This window comes from Myroides odoratimimus (assembly GCF_004337635.1).
GTDB classification, from domain to species: Bacteria; Bacteroidota; Bacteroidia; order Flavobacteriales; family Flavobacteriaceae; genus Flavobacterium; species Flavobacterium odoratimimum.
On sequence record NZ_CP037427.1, the window covers coordinates 2,611,264 to 2,629,423 of the forward strand.

Annotated in this window: 13 protein-coding genes; 6 read left to right on the forward strand and 7 right to left on the reverse strand. The window is 33.5% G+C overall.

Annotation, left to right across the window (positions count from 1 at the left end; genetic code table 11):
- Positions 1 to 282: 282 nt before the first annotated feature.
- The 5 genes from E0Z07_RS11775 to tsaD form a co-directional block, all read right to left on the reverse strand.
- Positions 283 to 861, reverse strand: coding sequence for a hypothetical protein (locus E0Z07_RS11775; RefSeq protein ID WP_006259215.1), 579 nt, complete (start codon positions 859 to 861; stop codon positions 283 to 285).
- A 331-nt stretch (positions 862 to 1,192) separates the two neighbouring features.
- Positions 1,193 to 2,371: a class I SAM-dependent methyltransferase gene (locus E0Z07_RS11785; RefSeq protein ID WP_006260973.1), complete on the reverse strand. Its 1,179-nt coding sequence runs from the start codon at positions 2,369 to 2,371 to the stop codon at positions 1,193 to 1,195.
- Positions 2,372 to 3,463 (reverse strand): AI-2E family transporter, encoded by a 1,092-nt coding sequence (locus tag E0Z07_RS11790; protein ID WP_131540786.1) that lies wholly within the window; start codon positions 3,461 to 3,463, stop codon positions 2,372 to 2,374. It lies immediately after the preceding gene.
- 11 nt (positions 3,464 to 3,474) lie between these two features.
- On the reverse strand, positions 3,475 to 4,179 hold the full coding sequence (locus E0Z07_RS11795; protein ID WP_006259212.1) for a 16S rRNA (uracil(1498)-N(3))-methyltransferase: 705 nt from the start codon (positions 4,177 to 4,179) through the stop codon (positions 3,475 to 3,477).
- 9 nt (positions 4,180 to 4,188) lie between these two features.
- Positions 4,189 to 5,211, reverse strand: coding sequence for a tRNA (adenosine(37)-N6)-threonylcarbamoyltransferase complex transferase subunit TsaD (gene tsaD, locus E0Z07_RS11800; protein WP_131540787.1), 1,023 nt, complete (start codon positions 5,209 to 5,211; stop codon positions 4,189 to 4,191).
- A gap of 76 nt (positions 5,212 to 5,287) precedes the next feature.
- On the opposite strand from tsaD, the gene E0Z07_RS11805 reads away from it, so the two are divergent.
- The 6 genes from E0Z07_RS11805 to E0Z07_RS11830 all read left to right on the forward strand — a co-directional run bounded on the left by E0Z07_RS11805 (position 5,288) and on the right by E0Z07_RS11830 (position 14,892).
- Positions 5,288 to 9,850 (forward strand): translocation/assembly module TamB domain-containing protein, encoded by a 4,563-nt coding sequence (locus tag E0Z07_RS11805; protein ID WP_131540788.1) that lies wholly within the window; start codon positions 5,288 to 5,290, stop codon positions 9,848 to 9,850.
- A gap of 71 nt (positions 9,851 to 9,921) precedes the next feature.
- Positions 9,922 to 10,908, forward strand: coding sequence for a 6-phosphofructokinase (pfkA, locus tag E0Z07_RS11810; RefSeq protein ID WP_058699520.1), 987 nt, complete (start codon positions 9,922 to 9,924; stop codon positions 10,906 to 10,908).
- 26 nt (positions 10,909 to 10,934) lie between these two features.
- On the forward strand, positions 10,935 to 11,936 hold the full coding sequence (gene gap, locus E0Z07_RS11815) for a type I glyceraldehyde-3-phosphate dehydrogenase (RefSeq protein ID WP_058699521.1): 1,002 nt from the start codon (positions 10,935 to 10,937) through the stop codon (positions 11,934 to 11,936).
- Between the two features lie 13 nt (positions 11,937 to 11,949).
- On the forward strand, positions 11,950 to 12,795 hold the full coding sequence (locus tag E0Z07_RS11820; protein ID WP_006259207.1) for a BadF/BadG/BcrA/BcrD ATPase family protein: 846 nt from the start codon (positions 11,950 to 11,952) through the stop codon (positions 12,793 to 12,795).
- An 8-nt stretch (positions 12,796 to 12,803) separates the two neighbouring features.
- Positions 12,804 to 13,178 carry a methylglyoxal synthase gene (locus tag E0Z07_RS11825; protein WP_006259206.1) on the forward strand — a complete coding sequence of 125 codons (375 nt, stop codon included), beginning with the start codon at positions 12,804 to 12,806 and terminating at the stop codon, positions 13,176 to 13,178.
- 658 nt (positions 13,179 to 13,836) lie between these two features.
- Complete coding sequence (locus tag E0Z07_RS11830; RefSeq protein ID WP_006260977.1) at positions 13,837 to 14,892, forward strand: linear amide C-N hydrolase; 1,056 nt, start codon at positions 13,837 to 13,839, stop codon at positions 14,890 to 14,892.
- Positions 14,893 to 14,967: 75 nt separating this feature from the next.
- Here E0Z07_RS11830 and E0Z07_RS11835 read toward each other — a convergent pair whose 3' ends face one another.
- Positions 14,968 to 15,348: a RidA family protein gene (locus E0Z07_RS11835; protein ID WP_006259204.1), complete on the reverse strand. Its 381-nt coding sequence runs from the start codon at positions 15,346 to 15,348 to the stop codon at positions 14,968 to 14,970.
- 60 nt (positions 15,349 to 15,408) lie between these two features.
- Positions 15,409 to 18,108 carry a putative LPS assembly protein LptD gene (locus E0Z07_RS11840; RefSeq protein ID WP_025125614.1) on the reverse strand — a complete coding sequence of 900 codons (2,700 nt, stop codon included), beginning with the start codon at positions 18,106 to 18,108 and terminating at the stop codon, positions 15,409 to 15,411.
- Between the last annotated feature and the right edge of the window lie 52 nt (positions 18,109 to 18,160).

The window sequence follows — 18,160 nt, forward strand, 5'->3', positions numbered from 1 at the left end:
TTAGATTTAGCTGAGTAAAGTGTGGTGGTCTAAACTCGTAATTTTAATTAAAAATATGGTAAAATATTAATAAAAACAAATTATTTTCTGATAAATTTTAGTAAAAATATCACACTAAGGTTAAATGAAGGGATAGTGGATGTATAATCACTTATCGCTTAATATATTATAATGTCAAAAGCTGACGTATAAAGGTATGAAAAAAGGCTTTTAGTTTTACTAAAAACCTTTTAAAATATGATGTTTTGTGTGTTTATTTTGATTTTAAATCGCAAAATACATTTATTCTATGCATGGAATGTTATCAATGAAGAATTGTGTTGGTTTTGTTTGAAGATCTACAATAGTTGATTTTAACTCATTCCTAATAATAAAAAGCTCTGAAGTACCTGGAAAGCGTATTTGAACCATTGATATAGGGGAAGCTTTTAATAGTGCTAAGTGCTCTTTCTTTATATAGAAATCAGCATCTAGTATTCTGATATTATTCTTCTTTTCTTGATCATAGGTATAAGTTCCGCAAACATCATCTCCTAGGTAATGTGCTGTAATGGTTGTTCCATTAACTAACTTTATTGAAACCATACTTTTTTTAGCTACACAAGTGATAGGAATAAAGTCAGGACTTTTTTGTAGATATTGCAAGTTTAGAAAGGGGTGTCCATTGTTATTTACTAAAGAAAAGAACAATGAGCTAGTGGTGGATACTCTGTCAAATTCATAAACAAGTACATTGTTTGTTTTTCTGTAATTAATTGTATCGTTAACTTCTTCATAGTCAATAGAACAATTTCTCTCTTGTGCATGTATCGAAGTGGTGATGCCAAGAGTAAAGATCAGTAAGAGTGCCAGTTTTTTCATTTGTTATTAGTTTGGTGACAAATTATCATTATTTTTTTAATAAGGCAATAGTATTATTGTAAATAGTGTGATAAACGTATGTGTTGTTTAAACCCGAATTACGCATTAGCCAAATACTACAAAGCAATTCTACTTCATAGTTCTTTTATTCGCTCTAAAAACATACTATAGTATGCTTTAATCACTAATTCAGACCTATTTTGTATAATTACTTTTCGTTTATATGTCTATTGCATAATTCGGGTTTAAATATCCCTATTGCTTAAATAATTTAAGTGTCCTTATGATATAAAAAAAGGTCATATTAAATACTATATGACCTTTAGAGGAGTTATGTTCGTGAGCAAATAATAAAGATTCGTTCACTTTTGATATTTGTAGTGAAAAAGATGTAAGTATCTCCTCCGTCTTTTATTTTCCATTTCTTTCTTATTTCCTCAACTTTTATAGGGAAATTTCTAGTCGTGACATTTGCTTTTGTATTTAGCAAGTGTTTTTTTGCTTCTTGTTTATTATATGGAATGATTTGTTCTATTGTAAATCTTCTTCCAGGAAAATCAATTAATGCATCACTAGTATAGAGATGACTATGTGGGTGTAGTTTGTGTAAATTAAACTGTTTACTTATTGCGTCAAATCTACCTGTCTTTAATATAGCTGCATTGGGCTCATATAGATATTGTTTAGGTTCACTGAATAGTGATGTACTATTATCTTCTAATGAAGAAATAAATAGTTGTGTATCGTCTTTTGTAAGATTAACAGCATTAAGTTCAACAGATCCTGTATAGTCTTTTTCTAATATCCATAATAGTTCTTTAACTTCATTATGAAGAGCTACGATATGAATGCTTTTTACATGTTTTAATTCGTTTAGACCAGCCTGTATGTCTAGTAGAGGAGAAGTCTTAATCAAGATATTAGTACTTCTAGAAAATAATAAATCTAGATGCTCAGGTACATTAGGGGCGCAATCACTTAAGAAAAACACTTTTTCTTTAGAGTCATTTCTTCTATGTGGATCTACATAGATATAATCCCATGGTTGATTATGTTGAGCCAAGTAGTCTAAACTATCACCAGTATGGCACTTAATATTATCAACTCCTAATGCCTGATTATTAAGACGAACTATTTCGCTAAGGTCTTCTTGCATCTCACAATGCAATACTTGCTTTATGTTTTTACTAAAATAATAACAGTCTATACCAAAACCACCTGTTAGATCTATCAAAGTGTCACCAGATATTAGTGAAGCTTTATAAGATGCACAAGGTTCGGATGAGGTTTGTTCTATAGAAAGCTTTTTTGGGAACAGGATATTTTCTGTTTCAAACCAAGTTGGTAGTTTGTCTTTAGTTTTCTTTTTTGATTCTATTTGAGTTAATAAGTCACTCATAGAGATATCTTCAAAAGGGCTCTTTTTAAATGCTATTTTAGTTAGATCACTATTTAAATGATCTTGTATATATTGTTGTACTTCTTGTGATAAGAATAGTTCTGTTTTCAATTATAATTTCTTTGTGAGTAATTGTACAAATTTATTGTTGGGTAAGAATTCTTTACCAATTACTTTGATACAAGTGTAAATAGGCACTGCCGCTATCATACCAAATATTCCTCCAAACATTCCACTTGCAAGAATAACAATAAATATTTCTAGTGGATGTGATTTAACGCTATTAGAAAAGATTAAAGGTTGATTGATAACATTGTCTATTAGTTGTATAAATAAGAAGCCAAGCATTACGGTAATTGCCTTAGGTAAGGTAACTTCACTAAAGTTATCCCCTATAAAACTTAACATCGTAAATAGGACAGATAATATATTACCAATAAGAGGTCCAATGTATGGAATGATATTCAATATAGCGACTAAGAAGGCAATCATTAGACTTCCTTTAACTCCTACTACTGCTAATAGGATAAAAGCGAGTACAAATATTATAGACATCTGTGCAACTAGCCCTAAAAAGTAACGTGATAAAAGATTGTTTATCTTATCTATTGATTTTAAAACTTTAATCTCGTGCTTGCTAGGGAATAGCTTTTTGAATTGATACTCAAGTAGAACTTGATCTTTTAAAAAGAAGAAGGTGATAAATAGAATAGCAAAAACTCCCATTCCAAATTCACTTAGCAAACCTAGTATGGTATTAAATAGGTTAGGAACAAAGTCTAACTTTAAATGAGATCGGAAATTAGCTCCTTCTATTATTTTATCTAAGCTGAATCCTTTTGTGTCTAAATAGAAGTCTATTTTGCGTATAAGACCATTGAAATCTTCTTGTAGGTGTGATGTGTTTAATACTGAAAGATTCTGAGCTTGAGTAGTAAACAAAGGGATAAACATAAATATGAAGCTTAGGAAAAAGGCTAAGAAAAGGATAACTGTTAAAGTAACAGCAAATACTTTAGATAAGCGAAGTTTTCTTCTTAAAAACTCTACAATAGGCTTGCCAATTAAAGCCAAAACAAAAGCAAATCCAGTATATATAAATATTGAACTAATTTGCAAAAGCATTTGACCTAATACAGCAAGAGAAAATAGAATTATAACTGCACGTATTATTCCTTTAGAAATCGTCTTAGCATCCACCATAATAATGATTTTTATTCATTTGTAAATACGAAACTATGCACGGCTACTAAAGCGGCTGTTTCTGTTCTTAATCTTGTATGTCCTAGTGATACTGGTCGATATCCTTTTGCTAATGCTAAGTTAATTTCATTGGTAGAGAAGTCTCCCTCTGGACCTACTAAAAGTAAATAATTTTTGTGAATATCTATACTGTCTTTTAGCAAGACTTTTTCGGTTTCTTCACAATGAGCAATATATTTTTCTCCTTGATGGTCTTGATTTAAAAAGTCTTTTAAGCTTATGGGGTCGTTTAGAATAGGTAAATGATATTGTAAAGATTGTTTCATTGCGGATTGAATAATTTTTTCAAATCGCTCTGTCTTTACTATTTTTCTCTCAGAATGGTCGCAAATAATTGGCGTTATCTCGTGTATCCCTATTTCTGTTGCTTTCTCTAAAAACCATTCGTAACGTTCGTTCATTTTCGTTGGTGCAACGGCTAAGTGTAGGCGAAATGGAGTAGGTGCTTGATCTTCAGAATCGATAATTTCAGTAACACATTTTTTGTCCGAGTCTAAAGTAATTTTAGTTGTAAACAATGTGCCTTTACCATTGGTAACATATAGGAGATCTCCCATTTTACGTCTTAGTACTTTGATGATATGTTTACTTTCATCTTTATCAAAAGTGAAAGATGTTTGTCCTTTTTCGATTTCTGGCGAATAAAATAATTGCATATTTAAGTTTTAGAATTCAATACGTGCTTTAGAAACTACTGAAGAATCAGCAAAAATAGATTCTTTGTATTTATAGTACCCTACTATTCCAATCATAGCAGCATTATCTGTTGTATATTCAAATTTAGGGATGAATGCTTTCCACTTATATTTTTTCTCTCCTTCTTTAAGTGCTTGTCTAATACCAGAGTTAGCAGATACACCACCACCAATGACGATTTGCTTAATCCCTGTTTCTTTAACTGCAAGTTTAAGTTTGTCTAGTAAGATTTGGATAATGGTATACTGAATAGAGGCACATATATCAGCTTTGTTTTCTTCAATAAAATTAGGGTTAGTGGCTACATTTTTTTGAATAAAATAAAGAAACTGTGTTTTTAAACCACTGAAACTAAAGTTCAGTCCGTCTACTTTAGGTTTAGTGAAAGCAAATGCTTTGGAATTACCTTCTTTAGCATATTTATCAATTAAAGGACCTCCAGGGTAAGGGAATCCCAAAACTTTAGCAGATTTGTCAAAAGCTTCTCCTACAGCGTCATCTGTGGTTTCTCCTAGTATTTCTAAGTCAAAGAAACTATTTACCTTCACGATTTGGGTATGTCCACCTGAGATGGTCATTGCTAAGAAAGGAAACTCAGGTTTGTCATATCCTTCTTCATCTATAAAATGACATAAGATATGGGCGTGCATATGATTTACAGCCACTAATGGAATATCAAGAGCTAGAGATAAACTCTTGGCAAATGATCCGCCTACTAATAGTGACCCCATTAGTCCAGGGCCTTGTGTAAAGGCAATACCATCTAAGTCATCCTTCGTTATTCCTGCTTTTTTAAGAGCAATGTCAACCACAGGAACGATGTTTTGTTGATGAGCACGAGATGCTAGTTCAGGAACAACACCTCCATACTCTTCGTGTATTTCCTGTCTTGCGACTATGTTTGACAATACTTTGTTGTCAGCCATGATTGCGGCAGAAGTATCATCACATGAGCTCTCTATGGCTAAAATATAGGTAGGTTTTAAAGACATTTTAATATTCTATAATTGTATAATTTATTAAGGTAAAATCTACCCAACCCTATGGAAAATTATATAAATTTGCTTATTGTTTGGTTTTTATAAGAAACCACGAGTAGATTGGGGCAAATTTAAAACATTAATAGTTATCAAAAAATTTAATAAAATACTTTTTCGCCTATTATTGGCTGTCTTTAGCTTGGTTGTGATCATTGCAGGGGCACTGTCTTTGCCTGTGGTTCAAACCTTTCTGGCTCAGCACGCTATGGAGAAGATTAATAGCCAGTTTGGTACTAAGTTAGAGATAGAAAGACTAGCAGTCAGTATATTTGGTCGAGTTACATTGAAAGAGGTTACTGCAAAGGATAATCACGATACTAATTTTATAGAAATAAAAGCCTTTACAACGAGTATTTCAGATTTTAATGAACTTATTCAAGGGAGATTATATTTTGGTAAAACAAAGGTAGATGGGCTGTATTTAAGAATACATAAATACAAAGGAGAAGAGTTTACAACTTTAGATCAGTTGATTAATGCATTTGATGATGGAAAAGAGGGAGAAGGTAAGTTTAGGCTGAAATCTTCTCATCTAACAATTAAAAATACTCATTTGATTATTTCTGACGATGAAGCAGAAACACCAGTAGCAATAGATTTTAAAAATATTAATGGGGAAGTAGAAGACTTCTTTATTAAAGGACCTGATATTTATGCTAATGTTTTGAAATCTAGTTTTGAGGATAATTGGGGTATGGGCGTGACAAATCTGTCAGGTAATTTTACTCATACTAAAACTAGTATCTCTATGGAGAAGCTAGATTTACAAACGAAAAAGTCGGCTATAGAAGGAGATCTTAAGTTCACTTATGCTTTAGGAGATATGAAGTACTTCGTAGATAAGGTGAATTGGGATTTTGAGATTAGAAAAGCAGTATTGAATTCCTCAGATTTAAATGCCTTTACAGGTATTTTTGCAGAGAATAAGATGGTGTATGTTACAGGGCATATTAATGGTGTGATGAACGATTTTACAATGAAAAATGTAAATTTAGTAGATGACAATATGTCTAATGTGAGAGGGTTATTTAGTTTTAGAAATGTATTCGATAAAGTAAAGCCGTTCTGGATGAAGGCTAATGTGGATCGACTATTTATTACTCGTGATCACATTGTAGGGTTAATGCCTGAGTTATTGCATGAACTATTACCTACGGAATTAACTAATCTTGGACAAGTAGATATCAAAGGAGATATCGAGATGACGAAGCGCACCCTAAAAACAGATATTGATTTATTGACGTCTATTGGAAAAGGAAAAGCTGTTATAGATATAGAAAACCTTGATAATCCCAATCTAGCTGCTTATAAAGGGGATATTGTTTTAGAGAAGTTTGACTTAGGAGAATTTATAAAGAACCAGAATTTTGGTTTGACTTCTGTAGATTTAGAGGTTGATGGAGTTGGTTTTAATCAAAAATCTTTAAACACAAGTATTAAAGGTGATGTGTTCTCTTTTGACTTTGCTAAGTATAAGTACACGAATATTGCGGTAGATGGATTGTTAAAGATGCCTTATTATCGCGGTTTAGTACACAGCCAAGACCCTAATTTGCAGTTAGACTTTAATGGGATGATAGATTTGAGTTCAGAAGTTAAGAACTATGATTTCATTGCAGATGTTGACTACGCAGATTTATATGCATTACATTTAGTAAATGATACACTTTCTAAATTTAAAGGACAGTTTGAGTTTAAAGCTTCAGGTAATACTCTTGATGATTTAGCAGGTACATTTACAATGCGTAATACTACTTATATCAATAGTAAAGATGAGTATGTATTCGGTCATTTTACATTAAATTCGGAATTTAATCCAGAGAATGAACGTCTTATTTCTTTTGTGTCACAGGAGGCAATAGAGGGGTATATTAAAGGTAAATTCTTGTTTAAGGATTTAAGAGCATTGTTTACTAATGCACTAGGAAGTTTATATACTAACTACTCACCTTATAAGATTAAAGAAGAACAATATCTCGATTTTGACATTACAGTACACAATAGGTTAATAGAGGTGTTTTTGCCACAATTGACTTTAAGTGCATCAACACATGTTGAGGGAAATATAGATAACGATGATAATATTTTTAAACTGAACTTCTCTTCACCAAGTATTGGTATTGAAGATTTCAATTTTTACAATGTATTGTTAGATGTAAATAACTCTAACCCTTTATATAATACTTATGTTTCACTGGATAGTATGAAATCTAAGTTTTATCGTATCACAGATTTTAATTTATTAAACTTGACTCATAATGATACACTATTTGTTCGTTCTGAGTTTAAAGGAGGAACGCATGGTAAGGATAAGTTTAATCTGAACTTATACCACACTATTAATGAGGAAAACCTATCTGTAGTAGGGTTTAAGAAGTCAGATATCTTCCTAAAAGACTTCTTGTGGAGTATTAATGAAAGTGATAATAAGAAGAATAAAGTTATTTTTAATAAGAAGTTAGAGGACTTTACTATTGATGATTTATCATTATCACATAATGGACAAGAGGTCAATCTGACAGGCGCAGTAAGAGATTCAACTTACAAACACTTTGATTTAGAGTTTAAGCAAGTAGACTTAGCTAAGTTTGCCCCTGATATTTCTAATCTAGAGTTCGCTGGTAATATAGATGGTGATTTACATTTCTCTCAGGTTAAAGATGTGTTCCAACCTAAGGTAAATATCAATATAGATGAACTAGCTGTCAATAAGGTTAGGCTAGGAGATTTAGCTTTCCATGTTGACGGAGATGAGCGTTTAAAGAACTTTAAAGTTCAGTCTAGCATTGTGGATAATGAGAAAGAAAAGTTCTATTTAAATGGTGATTTAGCTATTGTCAATAAACAGATGCAATTAAATCTAGAATCAGGATTTAAAGATTTTTCTGTTAAACCGATAGAACCTTTACTTAAAACAATTGTTTCTGATGTAAGAGGAACTACATCAGGAAAAATTAATATTCAGGGTACAGCGAAGAAACCTGAGGTGAATGGACGATTACACCTAAATAAGGCAGGTATGAAGTCTAAGTTCACTGGAGTAGATTATAATTTTGAAGAAGATGCTGCTTTAGATTTAACAGAGCGTCAGTTCATATTGCGTAAAGTGCGTATTATAGATTCAAAACATAAAACAGAAGGAATTATAGACGGAGATATTTCTCATAAGGCGTTTAATGATTGGGCATTGAATTTAGTGCTTTCTTCTCCTAATTTATTAGCCTTAGATACTAAATTCGAAGAGGGAAGTATCTATTATGGTAAAGCCTTTATTAATGGAATGGCTAAGTTAAGTGGACCTGTAGAGATGTTAGCTATTAATATTAATGCGACATCTAATAAAGGAACCGCTATTAAGATTCCGTTGAAAGAAGCGCAAGGTACTGGTGAGAATAACTTTATACACTTCTTATCACCTCAAGAAAAGGCTTTGCGTCTCAAAGGAAAAGAGTACGATATGTATAGGTATCGAAACAGTGGTATAGAGCTTGACTTTGAGTTTGTATTAACTCCTGATGCAGAGATTGAAATTATACTAGATCGTGAGTCAGGACATGCTATGCGAGGTAGAGGAGCAGGATTTATCACGATGGAGATAAACACCTTAGGTAAGTTTAATATGTGGGGTGACTTCCAGGCGTATGAAGGAGAATATAACTTCCGATATGGTGGATTGATTGATAAGAAATTTGTTGTGAAGAAGTATGGTACGATTCGTTGGGATGGAGATCCTATGAATGCAATGTTAGACTTGCAGGCAATTTATCATACAGATGCAAATCCAAGTGTAATCATAGATAACTCTATTATCAATAGAAAAGTACCTACAGATGTTGCTATTGTCTTAAATGGTAGTTTAAGTAATCCTGAGGTAGACTTTGAAATCAACTTCCCAACAGTGAGTTCTGTAGTGAAGTCAGAATTAGATTATAGGCTGAGTGAACGTGATATGCGTGAGCGTCAAGCGATGGCTCTGTTAGCTACAGGAGCATTCTTCTCTTCTGATAACTCTTCTTCTACATTAGCAGGAAGTTTATTTGAGCGTGCTAGTAGTATTTTTGATGAGATATTTTCGGATGAGGACGATAAGTTTAAAGTAGGGTTAAACTATGCACAAGGAGAGCGAAATCCTTATACACAAACGGAAGGACGTGTAGGGGTAACCTTCTCGACTAAAGTTAACGATCGTATTTCTGTCAATGGTAAACTGGGTGTACCTGTAGGAGGAGTGGAGCAGTCTGTGATCGTAGGGGATGTAGAGGTGATGTTACGCCTTAATGAAGAAGGGTCTTTAAGTGCAAGAGTATTTAATCGCGAAAATGATATTAACTATATCGGTGAAGGGATTGGATATACGCAAGGTGTAGGATTGTCTTATGAAGTAGATTTTGATACTTTTAAAGAATTGATCTCAAAAATCTTAAATAGAGCTAAAACAAGAGAAAAAGACCAAAGTAAGAATAAAAAGCAAGATACTAACCGATCAGAAGAGTTGCCAGACTCTGACTTTAATAGGGATTTTATCAAGTTTTATGAGAATAGAAGGAAGTCATCTACAGCTCCGTCAGACACTTATAATTTAACAAAATAGAGGTAGAATAAGGGGCTTCTATTTTTGTTAAAATGGTCTATTATTCGTAAATTTACTCAAAACGATAAAATATGAGTAAGGCGATTAAAAAGATCGGTGTCTTAACTTCTGGAGGAGATGCTCCAGGGATGAACGCAGCAATTAGGGCAATTGTTCGTACTTGTTCTTTTCACGATGTAATGTGTGTAGGAATATTTAGGGGATTTCAAGGATTAGTTGAAGGTGATTTTGAAGTATTGGGTCCTCGTGATGTAAATTACATTATTAATAAAGGAGGTACTATCCTTAAAACAGCTCGAAGCATAGCTTTCCGTTCTGAGGAAGGTCGTAAAACAGCTTATGAGAACTTAAAGAATGCAGGTATTGATGCATTGATTGTTATTGGTGGAGACGGAAGTTTTACAGGAGCTATGATATTGAGCAAGGAGTATGACATTCCAGTAATGGGAATTCCAGGTACTATTGATAATGATATACACGGTACAAGTCATACTATTGGGTTTGACACTGCCTTAAATACAGTAGTAGATGCTGTAGATAAAATTAGAGATACTGCCAGCTCACATAAACGTTTATTCTTTGTAGAAGTTATGGGGAGAGATGCAGGTCATATCGCACTGAATGCAGGTATTGGAGCTGGAGCAGAAGAGATTCTTATTCCAGAAGAGAATATGGGAATGGAGCGTCTACTAGAATCTCTAAAGAAAAGCAAAAAATCAGGAAAATCATCTAGTATAGTTATCGTAGCAGAAGGTGAAAAATTAGGTAAAAATGTATTTGAAATAGGAGAATACGTAGAAACTAATTTGCCAGAATACGAAGTGCGTGTGTCTGTATTGGGACATATGCAAAGAGGAGGAGCGCCATCTTGCTTCGACCGTGTATTAGCAAGTAGATTGAGTGTGAAAGCGGTTGAAACGTTATTAGCAGGAGAACGCAACTATATGGTTGGTTTAATCAATGATCAAGTAGCGCTTACACCATTAGAACAAGCAGTAAAAGGTCATTCTCCAATAGATCAGGAACTACTTAGAGTATCTGATATCATCACAATTTAAAAGAAATAATAAAACGAAATAGAATTATGAAAACAAGAATTGGTATTAACGGTTTTGGACGTATTGGACGTTTAATGTTAAGAGAAGCGGTAAAGAATCCTAATGTTGAGATAGTAGCAGTTAATGATTTAATGGCAGTAGAGCACTTAGCTTATTTAATTAAGTTTGACTCTGTTCACGGTCGTTTTGATGGAACTGTAGAAGTAAAAGATGGTCATTTAGTAGTGAATGGACAAACAATCCGTGTAACAGCAGAAAAAGATCCTTCTTTATTAAAATGGGATGAAGTAAAAGTAGATGTAGTAGCTGACTGTACAGGTATCTTTAAAGAATTAGATAGCGCGCAAAAACATATCGATGCAGGAGCTAAGAAAGTATTAATCTCTGCTCCATCAGGAACTGCTCCAATGTATGTTATGGGAGTGAATGAGAAAGATATGAAAGCTACAGATACAATCGTTTCTAATGCTTCTTGTACTACTAACTGTTTAGCGCCATTAGCTAAAGTTATTAATGATAATTTTGGTATTGTAGAAGCTTTAATGACTACAGTACACGCTGTAACAGCTACACAGTTTACAGTAGATGGTCCTTCTAAGAAAGATTTTAGAGGTGGACGTTCTGCTATGAATAATATTATTCCTGCTTCTACAGGTGCAGCTAAGGCTGTAGGTAAAGTTATTCCTGAATTAAAAGGAAAACTTACAGGAATGTCTATGCGTGTTCCTACTGCTGACGTATCTGCTGTAGATTTAACAGTTAAAGTAGCTAAAGAAACATCTTATGAAGAAGTGTTAGCTGTGTTGAAGAAAGCAAGTGAGAACGAATTAAAAGGAGTGATGGCTTATACAGAAGAGGATGTTGTGTCTCAAGATTTTGTATCTGATCCGCATACTTGTATTGTAGATGCTAAAGCAGGTATCGGATTAAACAGTACTTTTTTTAAGATTGTAGCTTGGTATGATAACGAGTATGGTTATTCTGCTAAGATGGTTGATATGGCTATCTTAATGAATAATTTAAAATAATTAAATAGTTTAAATGAAAATAATCGTCGATAGTGGTTCCACTAAGGCTGATTGGATTTTCTTTGACCAGAATAATAATGTTATAACTTCGGTGACTAGTCTAGGACTAAATCCCGAAGTTATTACTTTAGATGAGTTCTTTACCCGCGTTAATACAGTGCCTGATATCTGTAAGAATAAAGACGAGGTTAAAGAACTTTATTTTTATGGTTCAGGGTGTGGGTCTGATCGTACAAAAAATATCGTTAAAAGATTTGCTGAAGATTACTTTGCGAATTGTAAAAACATTAATGTTCACGAAGATACTTATGCGGCTATTTACGCGACTGTAGGAAAAGGAGAAAAAGGAATAGTCTGTATTAATGGTACAGGATCTAATGTCTCTTATTTTGATGGAGAGAAAGTATATCAAAGAATAGAGTCTTTAGGTTTTATGGCTATGGATGATTGTAGTGGAAGTGCACTCGGTAGATTAATGATCAAGAGTTTCTTTTTAAAAATGATGCCTAAAGAATTAGCAGATTTATTTAAAAGTAAATACGATGTAGATGCTGATGTAGTGAAGTACAATTTTTATAAGAAAGAAAACCCTAATGCTTATATGGCTTCTTTTTTGCCTTTTTTGATTGAGCATAAGGATAAAGCTTTTTTTCAAGAAATGATTAGAGAGCAAATATCTTTTTTTGTAAATCACTATATAAAGAATAACCCAGAGTATACTAGTGTACCTGTACACTTTGTGGGTTCTGTGGCATATTTTTTACAAGATGAGTTTAGAGAAGTGATGGCTGAACATAATATTCAGGTTGGAAAAATAATTCAAAAGCCATTAGACGGATTAATCGAATATCATAAATAATAACAAGTATGGAAATAGCAATTGTAGCACATGATGCTAAGAAGAAAGAAATGTTAGAGTTTATCAAAAAAAACAGAGAAATTCTATCAAGTGAAGGAATATCATTGATTGGTACAGGAACTACAGGAAGTATGGCAGAGGATGCGGGCTTTAAGGTAAAGCGTATGCTTTCTGGACCATTAGGGGGAGATGCTCAGATTGCTGCAAGAGTAGCGGAAGGAAAGACTGCCATGGTGCTATTCTTTAAAGATCCTCTAGGAAAACACCCTCATGAGCCAGACATTAATATGTTATTACGAGTATGTGATGTACACAATGTACCTTTGGCAACAAATGAAGCTTCAGCTCAGTTGTTGTTAAATGCTATCAGTACAATTAAGTAAGGAAATTCTAGAAAAAAACTAGACAAATATAAAGGGAATAGGCGCATAGGTATTATGTGCCTTTTTTTGTAGGTAAAAACTTGCGTACGTGTGACAATTAGTTTTTAGCAATTACAAATGGGAAAAATATTTAAATAGCTCATTTACAGAGTTGTTAGCAAGAACTCCATTTCTTCTCAATATTACTTGAGATGCTAAAGATAGTTTTGTATTGACTTGCTAGGGGTTTGCTTGCGGGTTTCTTGCACATTTCTTCGAGAAAGACACCTTCTGGGCAAGGAAAGCCCTAGAAAACCCCTAGTAATCCCCTAGAAAGTGCAAGCTGAACGTTCTGATTATTCATAAATATCGAAGTTGTAATTTATGTTTTAATTTAAAAATATTAATTACTGTTACGTTTGTTGGTTGAATCTAAGATTCGCTAAAGATTGATTTCAATAAGATTAGAATACTCTCGTCTGTATTAGATTAAAAAGAACACCTAAAAATAAATAGGCATGGTGTTTGGAACAACCTAGTATATTTTTAAAGTAAAAATCGTTTATTTTAAAAATAGTAATTTATTTAAGAAGGAAGATAAAAGATGTTATATTTTGTTTAATTGCTTTTGAGTGATTAATTAAATAGCTAATTTAGTAGGAACTTAACTATGTTTATTATGAAAAGAATAAAAAGAGTGTTTACAGGAGCTTTTGTTTTGGGAGCATTTATCTTTGGATTGACTGAAGCTGATGCATGTACAAGAGTTGTTTATAAAGGGCCAAATAATACTGTTATCACAGCGCGTTCGATGGACTGGAAAGAAGAGATTATGCCTAATATATGGGTGTTTCCAAGAGGGATGGAGCGCAATGGAGAAGTAGGGCAGGCTTCAATAAAATGGAAGTCTAAGTACGGAAGTGTTATAACTTCTGCATTTGATATTGCAACTACCGATGGAATGAATGAAAAAGGGTTGGTGGCTAATATTCTTTGGTTAGTAGAATCTCAATATCCAGAGTACAACCCTGATGGGAAGGACAAAGGAATTAGCTTGGCAGCATGGGCTCAGTATGTGTTAGATAATTATGCAGATGTAAATGAAGCTGTAACTGACTTACAGAAGAACCCTTTGATTGTAGTTACGGCTAATACACCAGGACGTACTTCATTGGCAACTGTACATTTAACAATATCTGATGCAAAAGGAGATAATGCTATTTTTGAGTTTATTGATGGAAAGTTAAAAATTTATCACGATCCTTCTTATACTGTGGTAGCGAATTCACCTACATATGATAAGCAGTTAGCTATTAGAGATTATTGGAACTATTTGCCTGGTAATAAAGTGTTACCTGGTACAGGTAGATCTGAAGATCGTTTTGCACGTGCTTCATATTATGCAAAAGCAGTAGAACAAAGTGATGATGAAAAAGTATCTATAGGAGCAGCTTTTAGTATTATTAGAAATGTTTCTGTTCCATATGGAGTGCATATAGATGGAGAACCAAACTTGTCTTCTACTAAGTGGAGAACAGTGTCTGATCAAAAGAACTTAGTATACTATTATGAGGATCCAATTGCGTTAACTCCAATGTGGCTAGATTTAAAATCAATTGACTTTAGTGATAAGTCAGGCGTTAGAAAGTTAGATGTTTCTAAAAAACAACAATATGCAGGTTTAGTTAATAATAAATTAGAGAAAGCAAAAGCTTTTCAATTTATGGGAATCTAGAAGTAAAAAATAAGAGTATTAAAAAGGGGTGATTATTAATTAATAATCACCCCTTTTTAATACTGTGCTTTCTACTTATTTAGAAGCTATCATAGATATTTCTACATTTACATTTCTAGGTAATTTTACTACCTGCATACATTCTCTGGCAGGCGCTGTAGCAGCTGTAAAGAAGCTTCCGTATATTTCATTTACTTTAGCGAAGTCATTCATGTCTGTTAAGAAAATAGTTGCTTTAACAACGTTTTCGAATGTCATATTTGCTGCTTCTAGTATGGCTTGTAGATTAGCCATTACTTGTTTTGCTTCGTCTTCAATACCTGTTGTAACAAGCGTTTCTGTTGCTTGATTAAAAGGAATTTGACCTGAGATGAATAATAGATCACCAGTCATTACTGAGTGATTGTATGGTCCGATAGGGGCAGGTGCCTTGTCTGAATTGATAATTTTCTTCATAAAGTATAGTTTTAAAAAAAGAGGAGGAGTAAAAATACGCCTCCTCTTTCTGAATTATTTTTATCTGTATATTTTGTCTGGAGCTTTACGTTTTTCCCATTTGATATCGCTTAACATTGATGAGCGTATACCAATAAAGAATCCCCAACTTGTATAGGTTCCGATAGGTACCCAAGAGAAGTCCATTCTCCAACTCTTCAAATCACGTTCAAATCTTAATTGAGTAAAGGTAACTCCTTTCTGAACAAAGTCATAACCAGTAGAGAAACCTACTTTCCAATTAGGTGTGACATCTACATTTCCGGATACCATGACTGAGTTATTGACTATCTCGTTCTGCCTCGATGAGTTGTTATAAGTCATGGAGTAGGCAAAGGTTAAATCCCAAGGTAGTTTAGCATTAAAGAAACCACCAAAAGGTTTGTCTTCATCTTCATCACCTAATGTACTTTTCTTCTGGTTTCCTAATTCTACAGCTCTACCAAATAAATCATCAGCACGTCCACCATTGTCTAAAGAGTTTTGATTCTTTTTGTCTTCAGCATTACCGAACATGGCATCTTTACTAGATAGAGACCAGTTTACAGTCATATTAGCACTTGTCAGACGGAATAGACTTCCTCCGTTGTTAATATTGTAAGTATCTATACGTCTATTGTTGTTGTCTAGTGCGTAAGGGTCAAGTGTCGCTCCAAAGTTAATTTGCATTTTATCTTTAAATAGAGCTGTACCAGCACTTACACGTACAGGAGACCACTTCAGTGAGTCAGCAGACATATTATAACTCGTAGAGAAGTTTAAACTGTTTAAAAGCATTACTTTTCTCGGCTCACCTTTTTCATTATCATCATCTCTAACTTTCGCTTCAAAAGTGTTACTTAAGTTAAAGTTCATCATATTAGAGTTATATCTTCCTGGGGCTCCAAAAATACCATTTTGGAAGCGAGTATAATCTTGGAATGTTTGTCCTGTAGCATCTATGGCATAGGTGTCATAGTACTGTTCAAAACTAGGTGTATAAGAATACCCAATGCTTGGACGCATTACGTGACGTATAGCTTGGATTCTTTTGTCTTCTCCAAAGTTGAATGTACCATAAATAGTTGTCCCAATACTAGCATTAGCATTATATGTTCTAAAGCTGTCGAATCCATTTACTCTAATGTCATCAACTTTATTAGTTTGTGCGTTGTATTTTTTCTCTATGGTATTGAAGTACCAAACTTCATTATATGAAGCACCTGCCGTTACAGAGAAGTGCTTGAATATTTTAAAGTTTGTTGCAATCGGAATACTGTGTTGGAATGCTGTGTTTAAACTGTCGAACATTTCTCTTTTAAAGAAGTAATCTTCGTGTGTTTTTACACGGTTTTCTCCACGTACAGAATACGAGAAGTTTAAGTTCTTAATAATACCTTTTTTAGAACCGTATTTTGGTGCAAAAGGGAATACACGATCTACGTTTACTTGTAATGTAGGAAGAGTCATGTTAATCTCCTTCGTATTTGTTGATTGAGAGTGAGTAGCAGTAAGTGACATATTCACTTGCGGTACACTTTCGAAAGTACGTTGGTAACTAACAGATGAGCTCATGGTGTTATTCATAGAAGCTCCTACGTTATAGGTATTGTTTGATTGTCTGAAGTACTGGCTACTACCTAAGTTAACAGACGCAGAGAATCGCGAGTTAGGATTAGCTTTACCATCTTGACTGTGATTCCACTGAATATTATATAGCTTACTAGATGCGTAATCTGGAAGTCCTTTTTCAGAGAAGATATTGTTTTCATAACGGATTAAAACACGTCCGTTATATTTATAACGTTGAGCATAAGAACTGTTAAGTCTCAATCCCCAGCTACCATTGGTATAATAATCCCCTAATACGTTTAAATCCATTTTATCACTTATCGCAAAGTAATAACCACCATTCTGAATATAGTATCCTTGTTGATTGGTATCACCAAAGCTTGGGATGATAAATCCTGATTCGGCTTTCTCTGACATAGGGAAAAAAGCAAAAGGCAATCCTAGAGGTGTAGGTACATCAGCAATCACCATATTGGTAACTCCTGTAACTACTTTTTTGCCAGGAACTAACTTAACCTTATTGGTACGGAAGTAGTATTCTGGATCATCTAAATCTTTAGCAGTAGTAAAGATTACATCTTTCATGAAGTAAACAGAGTCATTCTCCTTTTTACTCACTTCTGCTTTAATTCTAAATTCACCTTGTGAAGTACGAGATTTAAAGACTAATGCTTTTTTAGTTTTTGTATTGAAGCGGATAGAATCTGGCTCTACGATCTGTGACCCTTGTTTAAAAACAGGATATTGCGACATATTACCAACACTATCTTTAATACCTCCTGCATAGATTTCGTTTTTTTCATAATTGAAAATGATTTTACCTGCAGTTAGTTCATAATCTTGATAGCGTATTTCAGCTTCATTATATAACGTAATTTCTTTTTTTGCTAAGTTTAGAGCTTCGTAGTCTTTTGCTTTTCTATAAACCATCTCTTCGAGAAGAGGTTTGTTAGCAGGAACTATGGTGTCTTTTTGTTTTTTAAGTGTATCCTGGATAGAGGGTACAGCAAGTTTGTCTATAGTGTCAGAGGTGGTAACTATAGAATCTCTTTTTAGTGTAGTATTTACAGCTGTAAATTTCTTATTGTTGTCTTGTGCAATCCCTTTTTGTGTTAAAGTTGCTCCAAAAACCAATAAAATGAAAACGATATTAAAAATATTTGTTCGCAAACCTATATATATGCTATTTTTGTAAAATTAAGCGCGTTGTTTTTAACGTGTC